The organism is Nocardiopsis sp. FIRDI 009 (assembly GCF_003386285.1).
GTDB lineage: Bacteria > Actinomycetota > Actinomycetes > Streptosporangiales > Streptosporangiaceae > Nocardiopsis.
Map to the genome: position 1 here is coordinate 157,558 of NZ_QPNC01000016.1, position 18,925 is coordinate 176,482.

The window sequence follows — 18,925 nt, forward strand, 5'->3', positions numbered from 1 at the left end:
GTCGCACCCGGCCCGAGGGCCGGGCAGCAGGGGGCGGGACCGGCGGTCCCGCCCTTTGGTGTTTTGTGGTCAGTTGTAGGGTGAAGTCCGCCTTGTCGCAGGCTGTCGGCTACGATGCCGACAGCCATGATGATACGCGCGGCCATCCGGTCCGACCTCGGTGCGATCCTGCGTCTGCTCAGGGAAATCGGCGGCACCGCCGACACGCGGAGCGCGCACGTTCGCATGTCCTCCGCCGCGGTGCGCGCCTGGACTCGGATGGAGAACGACCCGGACCGCACGGTCCTGGTCGCCGAGGAGCGCGGGCAGATCATCGGCACCCTGGACCTGCTCGTCGTCGCCAACCTGACGCACGACGCCCAGCCCTGGGCCGTGGTGGACAACCTGGTGGTCGACCCGCAGCGGCGCGGAGGCGGTGTCGGCCGGGCCCTGATGGAGGACGCCCTGGACCGCGCGGCCCGTGCCGGGTGCTACAAGGTGGAGCTGCTCGCGCACGAGAGCCGCGACCGCGCCTCCGGCTTCTCCGCCGCCCTCGGCTTCGACGCCTCCACCGAGGGCTTCCGCCGCTACCTCTGAGGAGCGCGCTCGGGGGCGTTCCCGCCGCGCAGTGGCACGCCCCTCATGCACACCACCGCGACCAGGCCGACCACGGCGACGGGCAGGCCCGCGACGAACACGCCCTGCATGGCGTGGTCGAACGCCCCCACGACGACGTCGCGGACGGGTCCGGGCAGCGAGTGGACCAGCTCCGGGGAGCCCTGCGCAGCCTCCGCGACACGCGCCCAGTCCGGGGCCGTCTCGTCCGGGGGCGCGGCGGCCGCCGCCGCGCCCAGCTCCGCGTTGAGCCTGGCCACCATCACCGCGCCCAACGCGGCCACACCCGTCGATCCGCCGAGGTTGCGGAAGAAGGTGAGGGTGGCCGTGCCCGACGCGAGGTCGCCGTTGGGCAGGGCGCTCTGCGTGGCGAGCAGCAGGAGTTGGAGGTTGAGGCCGATCCCGAGACCGACCAGCGCCTGTCCGGCGACGACCGTGGCCAGGCCGGGCAGCGCCTGGCTCAGCCCGAGGACGGCGAAGCCCGTGACGGCCAGCGCCATCCCCACGACCGTGTACCCCTTCCAGCGGCCGTTCCCGCTCACGGCGAAGCCGGATCCGATCGACGTGACCAGGAACGACACGACCAGCGGCAGGGTCATCAGACCGGAGACCGTCGGGGACGTGCCGTGCACCATCTGGAGGTACTGCGGCAGGTAGATGATGAGGCCGAACATCATCACGCCGACGCAGACCGAGCCCGTCGAGGCGAGGACGAACGTGCGGTCGCGGAACAGGCGGGTGGGGATGATCGGGTCGGCGGCGCGCCGTTCGACGAGGACGGCGGTCGCGGTCAGGAGCACCGCCGCGACCCCCAGGGCGACGGCGGTCGGCGAGGTCCAGGGGATCTGGGAGCCGCCCAGGCTCAGCAGCACGATCAGCGTGCTGGCGGCGCTGAAGACCAGCCCGGCGCCCAGCCAGTCGACGGGGGCCCGGCGGCGCGGCCGTGCGGGCAGGGTGAGCATGACCTGAATGACGACGAAGGCGACGACGGCCAGGGGGACGGTGATGAGGAAGCACCATCGCCAGCCCAGCGGGCTGTCCACGAGGAAACCGCCCACCAGCGGTCCGAGGACGGTGGACACACCGAAGACCATGCCGATCAGTCCGCTGTAGCGACCGCGTTCACGCGGCGGGACGACGTCGCCGAGGATGATGTTGGGCAGCGTGGCCAGTCCGCCGACACCGAGTCCCTGGAGGGCGCGGGCCGCGATCAGCGAGTTGACGTCCTGGGCCAGCCCGGCGGCGAGTGAGGCGGCGATGAAGACGCCGAGCGCGATCTGGAAGAGGAGCTTGCGCCCCCACACGTCCGAGAGCTTGCCCCACACGGGGGTGGACGCGGTCATGGTGAGGAGGGCGGCGGTGGCGACCCAGGCCAGACGGTCCTGTCCGCCGAGTTCGCCCATGATCGTCGGCAGCGCGGTACCGATGATCGAGTTGGTGAGCATCGAGGTGAGCATGGCCAGGACCAGCCCGACCATGATCCGGCGCAGGGCGGCCCGGGACGTGGTCGCGGGGGCCTCCGGGGCGTCGGCGGTCGGGACGGGGGCCTCGGGGGGTGTGGCGGGGGGCAGCCCGCCGGGTTCGCACTCGTCTCGTACCGACTGTTCCATGGGTCCCCCGAATCCGGACGCACGAAAGCCCCGCGGCTGAGTGCCGGGGGCGGACGTCCGTGATCCGGTATATGTAAACGCTGTTGACCTGTCAAATCGATATCTGTCCGACGAATCGGTGTGCGCTGCGGCGTCACAGGTGTCAACCTGGATATCCGACAGTCAGTTCGCGGCCGCCGAAGGGTGTGCACATGGTCCGTCCGGAGGAAACCGGAGGCGGCTCCGCGCCAGCGCGCGGGCGCGAGGCGACGCGTGCCCGCATCCTGGAGAGCGCGCGGGAGCTGTTCACCAACGAGGGGTACGGCGCGGTCTCCTCGCGGATGATCGCCGCGCACGCCGGGGTCAACGTCGCGCTGATCAACCGCTACTTCGGCGCCAAACGCGGTCTCCTCAGCGAGATCCTGCGCGAGGACGGCGTCTTCCCGGGGCTCATCGAGGGCGATCCCGACACCCTCACCCGCCGCCTGGCCGAGCACGCGGTCGGCCGCCTGTACGGCGAGGGGACGGCGTTGCAGCGCGCGCTCGACCACTCCTCCGGGGACCCCGACCTCCAGGCCGTGTACGAGGGGCGGCTCAAGTCCGCCATGCTGGACCCCCTCTCCGCCTACCTCGGGGGCGACGACGCGCCGGTGCACGCCTCGCTGGTCGCCGCCGTGCTGCTGGGACTGACCCGGGTGCGGCTGATCGAGGGGGCGACGGCGCTGCGCGCCTACGACCGGGCGCGGCTCACCGGCCGGGTCCAGGCGCTGTTGGACCTGTGCCTGGCGGACCTTGAGGCCGACGACGGGTGAGACCCACGCGGCGGCGGACGGGGCTCCGAGGCCGCGTACCGTGTGCCGTGTGCCGGACGTGACCGCTCGCCACCCTGAACAGCACGTGCATCCGCTCGTGACGGAGCTTGTGCCGACTCACGTGCCGCCGCACCGCCCAAAAACAGGAAACAAACTTATCCATTATTGGCGGCGGGGCGTATCTTAGGTCACACCGGAACACTGGCGGAGGCTCACCGAACGGGTGCGGCGCGCACCCCGAACGGAGGAACAGTGCGATCCGAGCAGCCCGAGACCGTACTCACCGGCGGACGCGTGGTCGACGGGACCGGCTCCCCCGCCCGCGCGGCCGACGTCGTCCTGGCGGGCGGCCGCGTCAGCCACATCCTTCCGCCCGGGGCCGCCAGGAGCACGGGGGAGTACGTCGACGTCGGCGGGCTCGTCGTCGCCCCGGGCTTCATCGACATGCACGCCCACTCCGACCTCGCCGTGCTGGCCGACCCCGCCCACGAGGCCAAGGTCCTCCAGGGCGTCACCCTGGAGGTCGTCGGGCAGGACGGACTCGGCTACGCGCCCGTCACCGAGGCCACCGCCGACGAGATCGGGACCCGGATCGCCGCCTGGAACGGCACCCCGGACCCCGACCGCTCCTGGCGCGGCGTCGGCGAGTACCTGGACCTGGTCGACCGGGGCGCCCCGGTCAACGTGGCCTGCCTCGTCCCGCACGGCAACGTCCGCATGGCCGTCATCGGGGACGAGGACCGGCCGCCCACGCCCGCCGAGACCGAGCGGATGCGCGCGATCGTCGCCCGGGGCATGGCGGAGGGCGCCCACGGCCTCTCCACCGGACTGACCTACGCCCCCGCCATGTACGCGACCGACGACGAGATCGTGGACCTGCTCGAACCCGTCCGCGTGGCGCGCGGCTACTACTGCCCCCACCACCGCAACTACGGCTCCCGTGTCGTGGAGTCCTACCAGGAGTGCCTGGACGTCGCCCGCCGCGCCCACGTCCCGCTCCACCTCGCGCACTGCCACGTCAACTACCCGTGCAACCGCGGCCGCGCCCCCGAGGTCCTCGACGCCGTCGACGAGGCCACGGTCCGCTACGGCCTCGACGTCACCCTGGACAGCTACCCGTACACGGCCAGCGCCACGTACCTGGCCGCCCCGCTGCCCGGCTGGGTCCAGGAGGGCGGCGCCGCGGCGACCCTGGGCCGGCTGCGCGACCCCGGGATCCGCGCCCGGGTCCGGCACGAGGTCGAGGTCGAGGGGACGGACGGGAACCACGGCGTTCCGGTGGACTGGGCCACCGTCGTGGTCACCGGTGTCGGCGACCCCGCGCTGTCGTGGGCGGTCGGCTCGTCGGTCGCCGCGCTCGCCGAGTCGCGCGGCGTGCGGCCCGGCGAGCTCTTCCTCGACCTCCTCGTCGCGGACGAGCTGCGGTCCGGGTGCCTGATGGAGGTCGGCAACGAGGAGAACGTCCGTACCGTCATGCGGCACAGCTCGCACACCGGCGGCAGCGACGGCATCCTGGTCGGGGACCGCCCCCACCCGCGCGGCTGGGGCACCTTCCCCCGCTACCTCGGCCACTACGTCCGCGAGCTCGGCGTCCTCAGCCTGGAGGAGTGCGTCCGCCACCTCACCTCGCGCGCGGCCCGCAGGCTGGGCCTCACCGACCGGGGCGTCGTCCACGTCGGGGCGGTGGCGGACCTGGTGGTCTTCGATCCCGACACCGTCGCGGCCGGGGCCACGTACGACCAACCCCGCCGGGCTCCGGTGGGCGTCGAACACGTCCTCGTGGGCGGTGAGTTCACCGTCCGCGACGGGCGGCGCACCGACCGGCTGCCGGGCCGGTCGGTGCGCCGCCGCGTCGGGTAGCGGACGGGGCCGGTCGGGGACGGCTCCGGAGGTCAGCCGATGACGATCGCGCCCGCCAGGACCGGGTGTCCGAACCGCACGTTCCCGTGGCCCGAGGCGAGCGCGCGGCTGCCCTGGCAGCTGGTCCCGGAGAAGAGCGCGAACCGGACGTTGGCCTCGGAGTCGATCTCCACGACACCGCCCTGGCCGGTCTTGAGCGTGCGGCAGCCGCCGTTGCGGACCGTCTGCTCGAAGCCCGACTCGAAGGTGACCCGCACCGTGGCGGAGTCGTCCTCCCCGTTCGACAACCCGGAGACCGCTCCGGCGATGGTGGCGGACATGGTGGCGAGGTTGGCTGGGCGGATCGGCACGGGGTTCCCCTCTTCGGCCGTGCCCGTGCACGCGCGCGGGCACGGAGATGGTTACTCTGTGTCATTTAGCTACAGGTTCAGGCGAAAGGGCGGGAGCCCTCACGGAGTGTCGGGCGATTCGTGCGATACGCGAAAGCGGCGCCGGTGCGGCGGGCGCCGGACGGGTAGGATCGACGGGGTTCCGGGGCGCCGCCCGGGCGAGGCACGACGACAGGCGCCGACCGACTGGAGGAGGTGACCACGGTGACCCTTCTCATCACCGTGTTCGAGCTCCTCCTCCTGGGGCCGTTCCCCACCGAACTCGTGCCCCCGCCCGGCTCCCTGGCGCTGCTCGCCGCCGTCGGCGCGGCCCTGGCCCTCTACGTCCTGCACGGCCTGCGCCCCCGGCCGGTCCGCGACGCCGCGACCACGGCGGCGCGGGCGATGCGCCGCAGGTCCGACCGGCTGCCCGTACCCACACTGCGTGACCCGGACGCGGCGGGCAGGCCCCGGCCCAGAGCACCGGGTGCGGCCGCTCCGGCCGCTCGCTGACCGGTCCCGCACGCCTCCGACGCGCTCTCCCCCACGCCCGGACCCTCCCGGCGCGTGCGCCGTCGGCGCGCCCGCGCGCCCTTCCGAGCGGCCAGACGTTCGACTCCACCCCACTCGGACGAAGGGCCACACCCTTGTACGGACTCGGGCCGATCGCGGCCGCCGTCTCCCTGATCTCGGCGGTGCTCGCCGCCCTGACCTCGTTCCTCACCCCACTCGCCGGAGGGCTCGCCGCCGGATCCGCCGTCATCTGCCTGACCCTCCTGGTCCGCCTGCTCCTGTCGCCGCTGGGCGTGGCCCAGGTGCGGGCGGAGAAGGCCCGGGCGCGCGTCGCGCCCGAACTGGCCGAGCTCACGGCCAAGCACCGCGACGACCCGGCCCGGCTGCTCGCCGAACAGCGGCGGGTGTTCGCCGAGGCGGGGACCTCCCCGCTGGCGGGGTGCCTGCCGGCCCTCGCGCAGGCGCCGCTGCTCATCGCCGTCTACGGGGTCTTCACCGGGGCCGCCTCGGCGGACGAACCCCTGCTGGCGCACACCTTCGGCGGCGTCGAGCTGGGCGCGACGATGGCCGCGAGCGCGGACGGGGCGGTGGTCGCCCCGGTGTTCGCCGTGCTGCTGCTCCTCCTGGCCCTGGTGGCGTGGGCCAGCCGCCGCTACCTGGTGCTCCCCGCCATGAGCCGGGCGTCGGGCCGGTCACCCGTGGCGTCGGCGGTGTCCTGGCTCGGGTTCGTGCCCGTGGTGGTCGCGGCGTTCGTTCCCCTGGCCGCGGGACTGTACCTGGTGACCACGTCGGCGTGGACGCTCGGTGAGCGGTACCTGCTGCGACGGCTGCTCCCCGACTAGCGGGAGCCGTCGTCCCGCGGGGTCCCCGTCCGGGACGGGGACCCCGGCCGGGCCGCGTGGGCGACCGGGAGCAGGAACAGACCGCAGGCGGCGACCAGGATCCAGCCCGGACGGGACGCATGTGCCAGTTCCGCCGGGCCGGCCCCGGCGACCAGGCCCCCCGCGAGGGCGATGCCGAGCGCGGAGCCGAACTGCCGCGCGGTGGACGTGATCGCTCCGGCCACGCCCGCCCGGTCGGTGGGAAGCCCGCTGACCGCGGTGGTGGTGATCGGGGCGTTGGCGAAGCCGAACCCGACGCCGATGAGCGCGTGGGCGGTCAGCAGGAGCGGGACCCCCGTGTCCCCGTCGAGGCCGACGAGGCAGAGCCCGCCCGCAGCGATGAAGCCGCCGGCCAGGACGAGCGGGGGCCGAGGCCCGAGGCGGCCGACCAGGTATCCGGACAGCGGGGCGCAGACGGTCGCCCCGGCGGCCAGGGGCAGGACCGTCAGTCCGGCGTCCAGCGCCGTCCACCCCCGGTCCTGTTGCAGGTGGAGGGTGTTGAGCAGCAGGGTCGCGTTCAGGGCGACGAAGACGGCGGCGGCGCCGAGGACCGCGCCGCCGAACACCGGACGCCGGAGCAGGCGCGGGTCGATGAGCGGTTCGCGCCGGCGGGACTCGACCCACACGAAGCCGACCGTCACCGCCGCGGTGCAGGCGTACGCCGCCAGCATCGGGGGAGCCGTCCAGCCGACGTGCGGCCCCTCGATGAGGACTCCGACCGCGAGCGCGATGACCGCGATCAGCAGGAGCTGGCCGGGGACGTCGAGGCGCCGTGCCCGCCGTGCGCGGGACTCCGGGACGAACACCGCGCTGAGCGCGAGGGCGGCGACCACGACGGGACCGTTGATCCAGAACAGCGACCGCCAGCCGAGCCCCTCCACCAGCGCGCCGCCCACGACCGGCCCGGCAGCCATGCTGAGTCCGAAGACCGACGCCCAGACACCGATCGCCCGCGCCCGCTCCCCGGGGTCGGGCATCGCGTTCACCACGATCGCCAGGGCCACCGGGCTGAGCATCGAGGCGCCGACCCCCTGCGCGGCACGGGCCGCGACGAGCGCGCCCAGTGACGGGGCGAGGGCACAGGCGAGCGAGGACACGCCGAAGACGGCCAGTCCGACCTGGAACACCCTTCGGCGTCCGAAGCGGTCCGCCAGAGCTCCGGAGGAGATCAGGAGGCCGGCCAGGACGAGGGTGTAGGCGTCCACGACCCATTGGAGGCCGCGGGTCCCGACATCCAGACCGAGCCCGATCGCGGGCAGGCCCACGTTGACGACGGTGGTGTCCAGCCCCACCAGGAACATGCTCAGGCAGCAGACGGCCAGGACCGTCCACCGTCGTCGTGTGCTCAGGGAGGGCTGGGCCGGGTGGGTGGTCGCGGTCACGGTGTGCCTCGCAGGTCCGGGAGCGGGTCGGTCCGGACATGGTCGGCGTGGACCGCGCCCCGTGGCCAGCGAACGTGCCGAGACGGCACCGCCGGGGTCAGAACTCCACGGTCACGCAGGCGAGGCGGTCGCCGGCGGTACCCGCCTCGCCCGGTTCGGTGTTCGTGTGGTGCTCGTGGAGCACGACCGAGTTGGCCTCGCCCTCACGGAACTCCCAGGGGACGGTGGTGGCCGCGAACCCGTTGCCGGTGTCGTCGGTGGTGAAGTCGAGCCACACCTCGTTCTCGGGGTTGGCGTAGGCGGGGTCGGTCGACGGCTCGTCCTCGCCCGCGGCCGGGTCCACCTCGTTCTGGTAGTGCGGGCCCGCCGCCGCGGGGTCGTCACCGCAGGGCCGGGTGTGCACGTGCGCGCCGAAGTCCCGGTCGGGTTCCAGGTCGGTGCCGGTGAACTGCACGTAGGTCTCACCGTTCTCGACGCGGACCTGGACGTCGGAGGTCGCGCCCTCGGGGACGGCGGTCTCGTCGTAGGTGATGGCGGCCTCGCTCTCACCGGGCGGCAGGAAGATCGACGCGGTGACACTGGGGGAGGCCGTGGGCTGGAGGGTCGGCGCGTCGGTGGCGGCGGTGTCGCCGCCACCGTTCTCCCCGGTGTCGGAGCCCTCGTCGGCGCATCCGGTGGCGATGAGGGCGGTCAGTGCCAGTCCGACGGTGAGCGAGATCGTGCGCATGACGGGACTCCCGGTGTGATCGCTGCGGTCGATCGCAACGTTACCCAAGGTGTCCCTTGGATAACTAGGCGTGCTGATCGTGGTGCGTCGGGGCGGGGAACGGGGTCCTGAGGTCGAACGCCTCGGGGGTGGGGCCGTTCGCACGCAGCAGGTCGAGCCGCCGCTTGGCCTCCTCGACGGTGGGGATCGTACCGCTCGGGATCCACCACAGCACCATGTAGGCCTCGCGCATGTGCTCGAACCACTCGCGCCGCCGTCGCAGGAAGTCCAGGTGCTCCGTGCGGTAGGCGAAGTTCCACAGCGCGTCGACGCCCTCCCACACGGAGAAGTTGAGCAGGAGGTCCTCGCCGAACGGGCGCAGGTTGGTGGCGTCCTTCTCCCCGTCCTCGATGAACCGCCAGACGAAGCCGGGGGAGGCGTCGGCGAGGGCGTTGATCGGGTCGAGCGCGTCGGTGAAGTCCTTCATCGAGGGGTCGTCGAGAGGCGCGCGGAGGGTGGCGATGTTCAGTTGGGCGAGGTGGTGCGCGGGGGCGGGGGCGGAGGTGTTCATGGGAGGTAGGACACCACGGCCGCGACTTCTATGTCAATCTTCATTGTTTTTGGAAACGACCACACAGCACCGGCCCGGGGCCGGAGCCATCCGGGCGCGCTCGCCGTCCTCGCCGCGCGCCTCCAGCGCCCCGCGCAGCAGTTCCAGGTTGAGCCCGCAGGCCAGCGGCGGGAACTCCCGGGCCAGGCTGTGGAACGGGCAGTTCCGCAGTCGGAGGCCGTCCTCGGCGTCCTCGGGCTCGTAGCCGCGATCGCGCAGGAACTCGGGGAGCGGGATGTCCCCGCTCCCCGCGCCGACCCGCTCCCCCTCCGCCCTGGCCGCCGCGTGCAGGGCGTCCTCCGCCCCGTACCGGTCCACCGCCTCCGCCAGCACGCGCGCGGCGAGTTCGTAGTCGCGGGGCGGCAGGTGCAGGGACAGCTCCCGTCCCGACCGGCGGTAGAGCTTGGCGGGGCGCCCCGAACCGGGTCCCTCGCGCCCGCTCACCTTGCGGCGGGTCACCTCCAGCAGCCCCGCGTCGACCAGCCGGTCCAGGTGGTGGGCGGCCAGCGTGCGCTGGAGTCCCAGCGCGTCGGCGGCCTCTCCCCGGCCGACGTCGCCCTCGGCGGCGGCGACGTACTCGTACAGCCGACGGCGGACGGGGTCGGCGAGGGCGCGGGCGGCGTCGATCGAGGCGTGGTCCATGCGTCCATTGTGCGACCGGCGCCCGACCGGCGTCCGGGCCGCGGGTGGTGGCAGACTGGAGGGGACCCCACGACCCCTGCTGAACAGGCGACATGCGAACGATCAGACGCGGCGGCGAGCACGAGACCGAGATCCGCAAGTCCCGGTTCATCTGCGCCCTGGCCAGGGTGGACAGCGAGGACGCCGCCCGTGACTTCATCGCCGAGCGGCGCAGGGAGCACTGGAACGCCAACCACAACTGCACCGCCTACGTCCTCGGCGAGGACGGGGGGATCCAGCGGTCCAGCGACGACGGGGAGCCCGGGGGGACCGCCGGGGTGCCCATGCTGGAGGTCCTGCGCCACCGCCGCCTCACCGACACGGTCGCCGTGGTCACCCGCTACTTCGGCGGGGTGAAGCTCGGCGCGGGCGGCCTCATCCGCGCCTACGGCAATGCCGTGTCCGCCGCCGTGGACGAGTTCGGGGTGCTGGAGCGGCGCAGGCTGCTGGTCGTGGACGTGTTCGCCGACTACGTGCTCGGCGGACGCCTGGAGAGCGACCTGCGCGACTCGTCGCTGGTGGTGCGCGACGTGGCCTACGAGGACCGGGTGCGGATCGAGGTGGCCCTGCCCGAGGCCGAGCTGCCCGACTTCGGGCTCCGCCTCGCCGAACTGACGGGCGGCCGGGCGGAGTACGAGGTCAGGGGCGCCACGGTTGTCGAGGTGGACCCCTGACCCGGCGGCGGGCCACGTTCACACCTCCGTAACGAGTCGCCGCCCGACCGTGTCGGCGCGACCGGGCGCGGCTTAGGATTTTGCCGTATACGTCATCGTTCGTGGGGAGTCACCGTCCATGCGCAGCACACGTGTGCCCTCGGTGCTGTCCTGGGGTCTCGTCGTGCTGCTGGTCGCGGGCTGCACCACCGACGCCGAAGAACCCGAGGAGCCGCCCGCTCCCGCGCCCACGGGTGAGCCCACGCCGCTGCCGACCGAGTTCGGCGGCGCGGCCCCGCCGGGGATCGACGGTGAGGTCCTGCGCTTCCTCCACGGGGAGGAGGCCGACGTCCACGACATCCTCGACGACCCCCTCGGGGTGCGGATCAGCCCCGTCGGGGCGGCCTTCCTCATCAGCTCGGGCGGCGCGGACCGGCACCTGCTGCACGACGCGGCCACCGGGGACACCCTCTGGGAGGGCGAGGCGAGGTTCCGCGGCTTCGACACCGACCTGTCGGGCGCCCCCGTCATGCGGATGACCGACGACGACGGCCCCTACGTCCTCGACGCGCACGGGGAACGGGTGTGGGAACCGGCCGAGGAGGGCGACACCTACCTCGACGGCGTCGCCGTGCGCTACCCGGACGAGTGGAGCTTCGACGACCCCGGGGGCGAGTACGCGATCCTGGACGTCGACGGCGCGACGCTGTGGGAGTACACCTTCGACGCCCCGACGCCGGCTCCGACGCCGACGGACGGGGAACCCTCGGCGGAGCCGGACGGGGAGGACGCCGACGAACCGGACGCGGACACCGGGGACGACGGCGACCGCGCGGACGAGGGCGTGCCCGTGGCGGGCGTCCCCGTGACCGCGTGGGACGGCGGGGTGCTGGTGGCCCCCGGCGGCTCCGTCCTGCGCGCCGCCTCGCTGGACGAGGACTCGCCCGGCGAGGAGCTGTGGTCGGTCAGCGGGGTCGACGAGGACCTGGGGCGGTCCGCCTCCGCGCCGGTCCCCGTCCCCAGCGTGCTCGGCCGGTACACGCTGCCCGGGGAACCGGACGAGGGCGCCGAGGACGGTGAGCCGGGCGGAGACGTCCTGGTCGTGCGCTGGGCGGGCCGTGAGGAGCCGTCCACGCTCGCCGCCTACGACCGCGAGGACGGCGGGCTCCTGTGGGCCCTGGAGGAGCCCGGCCCCAACCCGGTCGGTGAGCCCTTCGAACCCGCGGAGCGGGCGGGCGGCCTCTACGACGAGGCCACGGGCACCCTGCTGCTGCCCCAGGCGAGCGGCGAGGCCACCCTGGTCGCCGTCGACCTCGCCCGGGGCGAGGTCCGGTGGGGCCTGGAGGAGGACGACGTGGCGATCTCCCCCGCCTTCACCCACGACGGACTCGTCTACGCCGACGCCCGCGCCAACGACGGCACGGACGAGCAGGTGGTCCTCGAAGCCGACACGATGGACGTGGTCGCCGAGGACCCGCCCGCCTACGTCGAGGCGGTGAACGGGAGCGGCCACGCCGTCCTGGTGTGGGACCGGCAGCGGTTCGTCTTCGGCCCGCCGCCGGAGGAGGAGCCCTCGCGGGGGCCGACGGACGAGCCCTCCCCGACGGACGATCCCAGCTGACACCGCGCTTCCGCGCGACCCGCCCGTCCCGCCGCACCCGCCCCGCCGCGGGTCAGGCGCGCCGCTCGGGCAACCGGACGACGACCCTGAGCCCGAGCGCCCCGGTGTCCACCGTGCCGTCCTCGTGCGCCTCCCACTGCCAGCGGGCGGTGCGCGAGGTGCCGGGGGCGACCACGATCATGTGCGGCGGCAGGTTGGTCAGGACGTGCTCGTCGGCGGGGCCGAGCGGACGCGGCACGAACACCACCTCCGGCCGCTCGGGGCCGGGGTCCACCCCCTGGACGGGGTCGGGCGCCACCACGGTCGGGATGGTGTCCGGGACCAGCGCGTGCAGCGGGCGGCCGGGCTTGAGCACCCGGACGGTCAGTCCGGCGGCGTGCAGCTGGTCCGCGACCACGCGCACCGTGTCCGCCGCCAGGTGCTCGTCGCCGCCGACCGCCAGCAGGCCGCGCAGACGGGTGAAGTCCAGGTGGACGAGCATGTCCGTGCCCTCCTGCCTGCCCAGGCACACCAGCACGCCCCGGACCGCGGTCCCCACGGAGGTCAGTGCGGCCGTGCCGAAGTGGACGGGCGCGGCCGGACCCCGACCGCCGCCCTGACGCCAGGTCGTGGCGTCCACGACCCGCCAGGACACCGACGGCGGCGTCGACCCGGCGGGTACGACGGCGGTGGTCTCCGTGGCCGAGGTCAGCAGGGCCACGGGGCGCACGGGACCGTCCGTCGCGGCGGCGAGCAGGTCGGCGTGGGCCGCTCCCGCGCGGCTGGCGGCGCCGGGGTCGGCGGCGATCATCTCGGTCGCGGCGCGGCGCTCCCTGGCGGCGGAGGCGGCCCGCGCGGCGCGGGGCTTCCTCGGTCTGCGCCACGGCAGCGCGGCGAGCCTGCGGAACGGCCAGGCGAGGGCGGCCAGGACCGGCTGCCAGAAGAGCGTGAGCAGGGTCAGCAGGACCAGACCGGCCGCGCCCGCGCCGAGGAGCCTGGGGTCGACCCTCGACTCGTCCTCCCGGGGGGTGAGGTCGGTGACCTCCTCCGTGGGCTCCTCGGAGGGCGGCGGGGTGTAGGCGGGCGGCGCCGGGGGCGGGCTCGGCGGGGCCAGGCCCAGGGCGTTGGCCTGGTCGACGGCGACGACGCACAGGGGGTCGCGGCCCTCGTAGACGCCGTCGCCGCCGGAGTCGAAGGGGACCACGAGCCGCCATCCGGGGCGGACGACGCGGTCCTCGCCGAGAGCGCCGCCGTCGGCCTGGGCGCGCCCGGCGTTGAGCTCGTAGATCTCGTCGGCGCGTTCGGGGTCGCCCAGGATCAGGTCGGCGATGGCCTCCAGACCGGGGGAGCCCTCCGGGACGACGTAGTAGTACACCTCCGGGCAGATGTCGTAGGTCGCCGCCCCGGTGCCGGTCGTGGCGTCGGTTCCCGTGGCGCCTCCGGTCGTGGTGTCCGCGTGCGCGGGTCCCGCGGCCGTCATGAGGAGGGCCGCGGCGAGGGCGGTGCCGGTGACGAGGGCCGACGCGGCACGCAGTGCCCGCCTGGTGGCCGACGGAGGCGCCGGGGGTCGTGCCGCCGCGATCAGGGTCACTGCTCTCTCCTGTGGGTGACGTCGCTGGTCAGGGGGTTTCGAGGAGGCCGCACCAGAAGATTTTGCCGAGTTCGCGCAACTCCGCTCCCTGTGGAGGCGTCTGTTCACTCTGGGGCGTGCGAGTCTATGATGTCGAATTCGCACCCCTCCCGAGGCATCGGCCCTCGCGAGCCCCTCGGCGCGTCACACCCGGTCCCGTGTGTCCACCACCGATTCGCGCCGTTCTCGGACCCGGAAAGCGAGTATCACGGAACGTGGCGACGTACCACCGCGACCATCTCCGCTGGAATCTCCTCGACCAGCCCGGGGACCCGGTGCCGTGGACCGGCTACGAGGCGCGCTCCCTCAAACGGTTCTACGAGCGGTTGGCCGACGCCGCCGACCAGGCCGCCGCCGACCTGCGCAGGCTCGACAAGGACCAGCTGGGCGAGGGCAGGACCGTCGAGGCCCTCCAGGAGCTCGTCAAGGAGCTCCCCTCGCACCTGGACAAGGCGCACACCGCCTACGAGAAGGGCTACAAGGCCCTGGAGGCGTGGGCGGAGGCCCTGGACACCGCCAGGAGCGACAGCGAGACCGTCGCCCGCCTCGCGGCGAGCGCCTACGACGGTCTGGCGGCCGACGAGCGGGGCGCGTGGGCGGACGGCGAGGGCGGGGACGACCCGCTGCGCGACGAGTACGTCCGATGGCTCAAGCGGGTCACCGACGAGCTCGACGAGGCCGCCGAGACCGCCAAGAACGCGCTGGAGGACGCCAAGCAGGGCGACCCGAACAAGCTGTGGGGCTGGCTGGACGCGATCGTCACGTGGGTGGAGGAGAACCCCCTCATCTACGCCGCGATCATGGTGGTCGCCGGTATCGCCGCGATCTTCGTCCCCGGGCTCGGCATCGCGCTCGCCTTCGCGGTTCTCGCCATCAGCGCCGCCACGCTCCATCGCGAGGGCAAGCTCGGCTTCAACATGGAGACCGTCCTCACCCTCGGCCTCGACGCCATGTCGCTGATCCCGGGCGGTGTGCTCCTGCGCGGCGGCCGGGCCGTCTCCCGGGTCGCGGGCGCCGCGGGCCGGGCGTCCGGTCCGGTCGGGCGGGGGGTGTCGAGAACCGCCGCCGCGGTCCGCGACAGCAGGGCGGTGCAGACGGTGTCGACCAAGGTCGGCAAGGTCACGTCCAAGGTGTCGGACGCCCGGAGCAGCAACCTGGCGGCGGACATCGCGATCACCGGGACGAAGGACACCGCCGTCGGCATGGGCTCCTCGATCGCGGTCCAGATGGCCGGTGGCACGAGCTGGGAGGACATCAGCCTCAGGAACGAGCTCATCGGCGCCGCCGCGACCAACCTCCCCGCCGCCGCCGCGAGCGGCCTCAAGACGCACGGACTGCCCTTCGTCGGTTCGGGCGGCGACGGCGTCGACGCACCGGACGTCGATCTCCCGACCGGGAACGACGGCGGCGGGGCTCCCGCCTCCACCGGTCCGGCCGGTGACAGCGGCTCCCCTCCGGGCGGTGGGCGCGACGGTTCCGACGGCGGGGGCGGGAACGGCCCGGCGGCCGCGGGCGAGACCGGTACGCCGCGTTCCGGGGACGACCCGGCCACGCCGGGCTCCGGGGACGGTTCGACTCCGCCAGCGGACGCCGGTGGCACGACCCCGACCCAGGCGGGCGGCGACCCGCAGACCTTCCAGGCCGCGAACCTCGGCTCCTCCGGGGACCCGACCCCGGCCCAGACCGGTGGTGACACGCAGACCGCCGACCCCACTCCGGCCCAGACCGCCGGGGACACCGGACCGACCCCCGCCGACGGCGGCGACACGGGTTCCACCCAGGCGGGCGGCGACACCCCGTCCATCCGGTCCGGCGGTGACGGCTCCTCCTCCCGGACGGACGGTGACCCGGGTTCCGGCGCCGGTGACACGCCCCGGTCCCACGCGGCCGACGCCCCCGACCCCGACCGGTACGACGGCCTGGGCGAGGACGGCGTGGCCGCCACGCGGAGCGGGCCGGGCGGAAACGGTGGAAACCTTCCCACGCGGTCCCGGAGCCAGATCGAGGACCCGGACCCGGACTCGTCCGGTCAGCGTGGCGTCGACGGCCCCGAGGGCACGGCTCCCACGCACCACCGGAACCCGGCCGACGGACGGACCGGCACCGACGGCCCGGCGCCCACCCCCGAGCGGGACCGATCCACCCCGAACCCGGACACCGCCGACGCCTCGGACGCGACCACGCCGAACGACGCTCCGACCCCGACCGGCGACCGCGTCGACGTCCGCGGCGCTCGCGGCGAGTACCGCACCGTCGCGGGTCCCGACGGGCAGCCGAACGTCACCTACCGCTACCCCGCGGACGGCGGCGACTACACGATGAACGTCAGCCCCGACGGCGTGACCGTCAACGGCACCTCGGTCCAGCGTCAGGACAACGGCTTCCAGGTCACGAACGCGGACGGCGCCTCGGTCGCCGTCGACAACGGCGGGCGCGGCCGGCCCGGCACCATCGACCTGACCGGCCCCGGCGGCGACCCCGGCCCCTCCTACAGCTCCGGCGGCTCCGACCGCCCCGGACACGCCGACCACCCGGGCGAGGTGCGCGTCCCGACCCGGGACGGCGACGTCTTCGCCTACCGCGGCCGGGACGGCGCCACCATCCGCACGGACGACGGCCTCACGGTCAACCAGTCCCGGGACGGCGCCGCCCAGATCATCCACAGCGGCGACGGAGCCGTCGACCTGCGCTTCAACGACGGCCCGCACGTCAGCCGCCCCGAGGGCGAGCCCGGCGCCACACCGCGTACGACCGTGACCGACCCCCGGTCCGGACGGACCACGGAGGTCGGCGGCGACGGCTACCGGGTCGACAGCGGGGACGGCGCCGCACAGGGCTACGACCGGGGAACCGACACCGCCACCCTGGACGCGCACGGAAGCCGCGTCGAGGCGGGTCCGGACTCGGTCCGGGTCACCGACGAGTCCCGGGGCGTCGACCTGCGGCAGAGCCGCGACGGCCAGGGCACGGCGATCGGCGCGGGCTCCGGGGCTCAGATCCGCGGGGACGGCAGTGCCGACGTCATCACCGACAACCCGACGACCACCCCGCACGCGACCCTGGGCGCTGACGGGCACGTACGGGTCGGCGGCACCCAGACCTGGCCGGGGCAGGTCGTGAACCAGGACGGTTCCGGCGTCTGGCTCGGCCGGAGCGGCGGCCAGGACACGATCGAGGTCCGCGGTCCGGACGGCTCGGCGCGCTCCTACACGATGGACGGGCGCCCCCGCGGCCCCTACCCACCGCTGCGCCCGGACCCCGGGACGGGTGGTTCGCCCGCGCACGCGGACGACACACCGTTCTCGTTCACCCTGGACATGGGCGGGAACCGGATCACGGTCACGTCGGACTCCGACCCGACGGTGCGCGTGGACATCCCGTCGGGACACCCGGACCACCCGCGGGGCTGGTCCGTCACCACCTCGCGCGACGGCGAGGTCTCGGTCAGCGCGCCCCCGGACGCCCGCGGGGACCGGCTCCAGGTCACCACCCGGCAGCCCGACGAGCCCGGCGGCAGGGTCTCCACCGAGATGTCCACCGATCTGCACCGGATCGGTTCCGACCCCGACGGGGTGACCGCCAACGCCCCCGGCGGCGTCCACGCGGGCAGCACCGAGCGGGGCTCCCACGTCGGCGACGGCTCGCTGCGCACGGAGGTCACCTCCGACGGATTCGGGAGCGCGGAGACGAGGACCACGTCGGGCGGTCCCGTCGCCAGGCACTCGGGCGCGGAGGGCCACGTCTCCACGGACTCCGGTGTCACCGTCCGCACGAGGGGCGACGAGGTCACCGCGGACGTCCCGTCCGGGTCGAACCAGACCGTCCGGGACGGCGGCGGCCGTACGATCGACGTGCGCCCCGACGGCACCACCATGCGCGGACCGAGCCCGGACACCCCCGAGTCCGTCCCGCTCCGCATGGGCGAGACCGCGGGCGACGCGGGCCGCGTCCCGCCGGGCTGGCGCGTGGAGACCACCCCCGACGGGAGCATGGGCGCGTCCACCCACCCGGACAACGAGATCATCGTCCGTTCGCCCGACGACATGTCGCGCACGCCGCACGTCACGCGCAACCCGGACGACGTCGAGTACCGGAACGGCGACGTCCGGGGCAGTCAGACGCGGTCCGGTCGCAACGAGGTGGACGACGGGAACGGTACGACGGTCCGCGACGGTCGGCGCGGTGTGCGCGTGGACGGCGGCGACGGCCGCCCCGACCTTCGCATCACCGACAGGGAGGTCCGGGTCACCACCCCGGACGGCGATCAGCAGCGTGTGGACATCCCCACGACCCGCCCCGACCCCGACACGGGTGCGCCCGCGACACGTCAGGACGGCGACGCCCCTTCCGGCGGTGACCGACGGGGCGGGGGCGACCCGGGGGGCGGCGACGCGCCGGTGCGTCCGATGCCCGACTCCCTCCGCGCCTCGTTCAACGCGATGCTCGACACCCTCTTCAAGAACGCCCTCAACGTCACCGGCGGTCTGATCGCCGAGCACTTCTGGATCGGGGAGGACGCCGCGGGCATCCAGACCGCCGACTTCGTCCAGGCGGTCGCGCAGTTGGGGACGGCGGCGCCCAAGGGGCTGTCCGAAGGTCGGCTCGGCGACACCTCGGACCTGCCGTCCGGCGCCGTGGCCTTCACCAACGAGATGAGCCACCAGGCGGCGCGCAACATGTGGCGCGACGACTACATGAACGAGTACTACGAGGACGAGGTCGACGGCACCGACGCGGTGGCCGACCGCACCGCCAGGATCGACTTCCTCAAGGAGGAACTGATCCCGGAGATCGAGGACGCGATGGACGACGCCAGGAAGGCGGGGGACCGTCCGGAGGAGCTGGCGCGGTTGGAGGCCCTCCACGCCGCGGCCCTGGACCAGAAGAAGTCCCTGCAAGGGGAACACGACGAGCTGCACGACGAGGTGACGCACGACGCGGGCGAGATCCGGGACGGACTGACCGACATCACCGGCCGGGCCTGGGACGGAGTCACCCACGTCTCAGGCGAGGTCTGGGACGGACTGACCGACCGGGACTAGCACC

The 18,925-nt window shown here is 74.1% G+C and carries 15 protein-coding genes; 8 read left to right on the forward strand and 7 right to left on the reverse strand.

Annotation, left to right across the window (positions count from 1 at the left end; translation table 11 throughout):
• Positions 1-126 precede the first annotated feature (126 nt).
• Positions 127-576: a GNAT family N-acetyltransferase gene (locus DVR05_RS14525; RefSeq protein WP_116246406.1), complete on the forward strand. Its 450-nt coding sequence runs from the start codon at positions 127-129 to the stop codon at positions 574-576.
• Here DVR05_RS14525 and DVR05_RS14530 read toward each other — a convergent pair.
• Positions 567-2,204 (reverse strand): MDR family MFS transporter, encoded by a 1,638-nt coding sequence (locus tag DVR05_RS14530; RefSeq protein WP_116246407.1) that lies wholly within the window; start codon positions 2,202-2,204, stop codon positions 567-569. The genes DVR05_RS14525 and DVR05_RS14530 overlap by 10 nt on opposite strands.
• A 191-nt stretch (positions 2,205-2,395) precedes the next feature.
• Here DVR05_RS14530 and DVR05_RS14535 point away from each other — a divergent pair, with 191 nt between their 5' ends.
• Together DVR05_RS14535 and DVR05_RS14540 are read left to right on the forward strand one after the other, a co-directional pair.
• Entirely contained in the window at positions 2,396-2,995 is a 600-nt protein-coding gene (locus DVR05_RS14535) for a TetR/AcrR family transcriptional regulator (protein ID WP_116246408.1), read from the forward strand.
• Between the two features lie 252 nt (positions 2,996-3,247).
• Positions 3,248-4,855 (forward strand): amidohydrolase family protein, encoded by a 1,608-nt coding sequence (locus tag DVR05_RS14540; RefSeq protein WP_116246409.1) that lies wholly within the window; start codon positions 3,248-3,250, stop codon positions 4,853-4,855.
• Between the two features lie 32 nt (positions 4,856-4,887).
• On the opposite strand, the gene DVR05_RS14545 is transcribed toward DVR05_RS14540, so the two are convergent.
• Positions 4,888-5,205, reverse strand: coding sequence for a hypothetical protein (locus tag DVR05_RS14545; RefSeq protein ID WP_116246410.1), 318 nt, complete (start codon positions 5,203-5,205; stop codon positions 4,888-4,890).
• A 243-nt stretch (positions 5,206-5,448) separates the two neighbouring features.
• Here DVR05_RS14545 and DVR05_RS14550 point away from each other — a divergent pair, with 243 nt between their 5' ends.
• Together DVR05_RS14550 and yidC are read left to right on the forward strand one after the other, a co-directional pair.
• Positions 5,449-5,736, forward strand: coding sequence for a DUF6412 domain-containing protein (locus tag DVR05_RS14550; RefSeq protein WP_116246454.1), 288 nt, complete (start codon positions 5,449-5,451; stop codon positions 5,734-5,736).
• Between the two features lie 134 nt (positions 5,737-5,870).
• Positions 5,871-6,578 (forward strand): membrane protein insertase YidC, encoded by a 708-nt coding sequence (yidC, locus tag DVR05_RS14555; protein WP_116246411.1) that lies wholly within the window; start codon positions 5,871-5,873, stop codon positions 6,576-6,578.
• Here yidC and DVR05_RS14560 read toward each other — a convergent pair.
• From DVR05_RS14560 to DVR05_RS14575, 4 genes are all read right to left on the reverse strand, one after another.
• Complete coding sequence (locus DVR05_RS14560) at positions 6,575-7,999, reverse strand: MFS transporter (RefSeq protein ID WP_116246412.1); 1,425 nt, start codon at positions 7,997-7,999, stop codon at positions 6,575-6,577. The two genes, yidC and DVR05_RS14560, sit on opposite strands and share 4 nt — an antisense overlap.
• 97 nt (positions 8,000-8,096) lie before the next feature.
• Positions 8,097-8,726 carry a superoxide dismutase family protein gene (locus tag DVR05_RS14565; protein WP_116246413.1) on the reverse strand — a complete coding sequence of 210 codons (630 nt, stop codon included), beginning with the start codon at positions 8,724-8,726 and terminating at the stop codon, positions 8,097-8,099.
• 64 nt (positions 8,727-8,790) lie between these two features.
• Complete coding sequence (locus DVR05_RS14570; RefSeq protein WP_116246414.1) at positions 8,791-9,276, reverse strand: DUF3291 domain-containing protein; 486 nt, start codon at positions 9,274-9,276, stop codon at positions 8,791-8,793.
• 33 nt (positions 9,277-9,309) lie between these two features.
• Positions 9,310-9,957, reverse strand: a complete 648-nt coding sequence (locus tag DVR05_RS14575; RefSeq protein WP_116246415.1) for a metalloregulator ArsR/SmtB family transcription factor — start codon at positions 9,955-9,957, stop codon at positions 9,310-9,312.
• Between the two features lie 92 nt (positions 9,958-10,049).
• Here DVR05_RS14575 and DVR05_RS14580 point away from each other — a divergent pair, with 92 nt between their 5' ends.
• Positions 10,050-10,670 carry a YigZ family protein gene (locus tag DVR05_RS14580; RefSeq protein ID WP_116246416.1) on the forward strand — a complete coding sequence of 207 codons (621 nt, stop codon included), beginning with the start codon at positions 10,050-10,052 and terminating at the stop codon, positions 10,668-10,670.
• 118 nt (positions 10,671-10,788) lie between these two features.
• Positions 10,789-12,270 (forward strand): PQQ-binding-like beta-propeller repeat protein, encoded by a 1,482-nt coding sequence (locus DVR05_RS14585; RefSeq protein WP_116246417.1) that lies wholly within the window; start codon positions 10,789-10,791, stop codon positions 12,268-12,270.
• 52 nt (positions 12,271-12,322) lie between these two features.
• Here the strand turns inward: DVR05_RS14585 and DVR05_RS14590 are convergent, their stop codons facing one another.
• Positions 12,323-13,840 (reverse strand): hypothetical protein, encoded by a 1,518-nt coding sequence (locus DVR05_RS14590; protein ID WP_116246418.1) that lies wholly within the window; start codon positions 13,838-13,840, stop codon positions 12,323-12,325.
• Between the two features lie 254 nt (positions 13,841-14,094).
• On the opposite strand from DVR05_RS14590, the gene DVR05_RS14595 reads away from it, so the two are divergent.
• Positions 14,095-18,921, forward strand: coding sequence for a hypothetical protein (locus DVR05_RS14595; RefSeq protein WP_116246419.1), 4,827 nt, complete (start codon positions 14,095-14,097; stop codon positions 18,919-18,921).
• Positions 18,922-18,925: the final 4 nt, after the last annotated feature.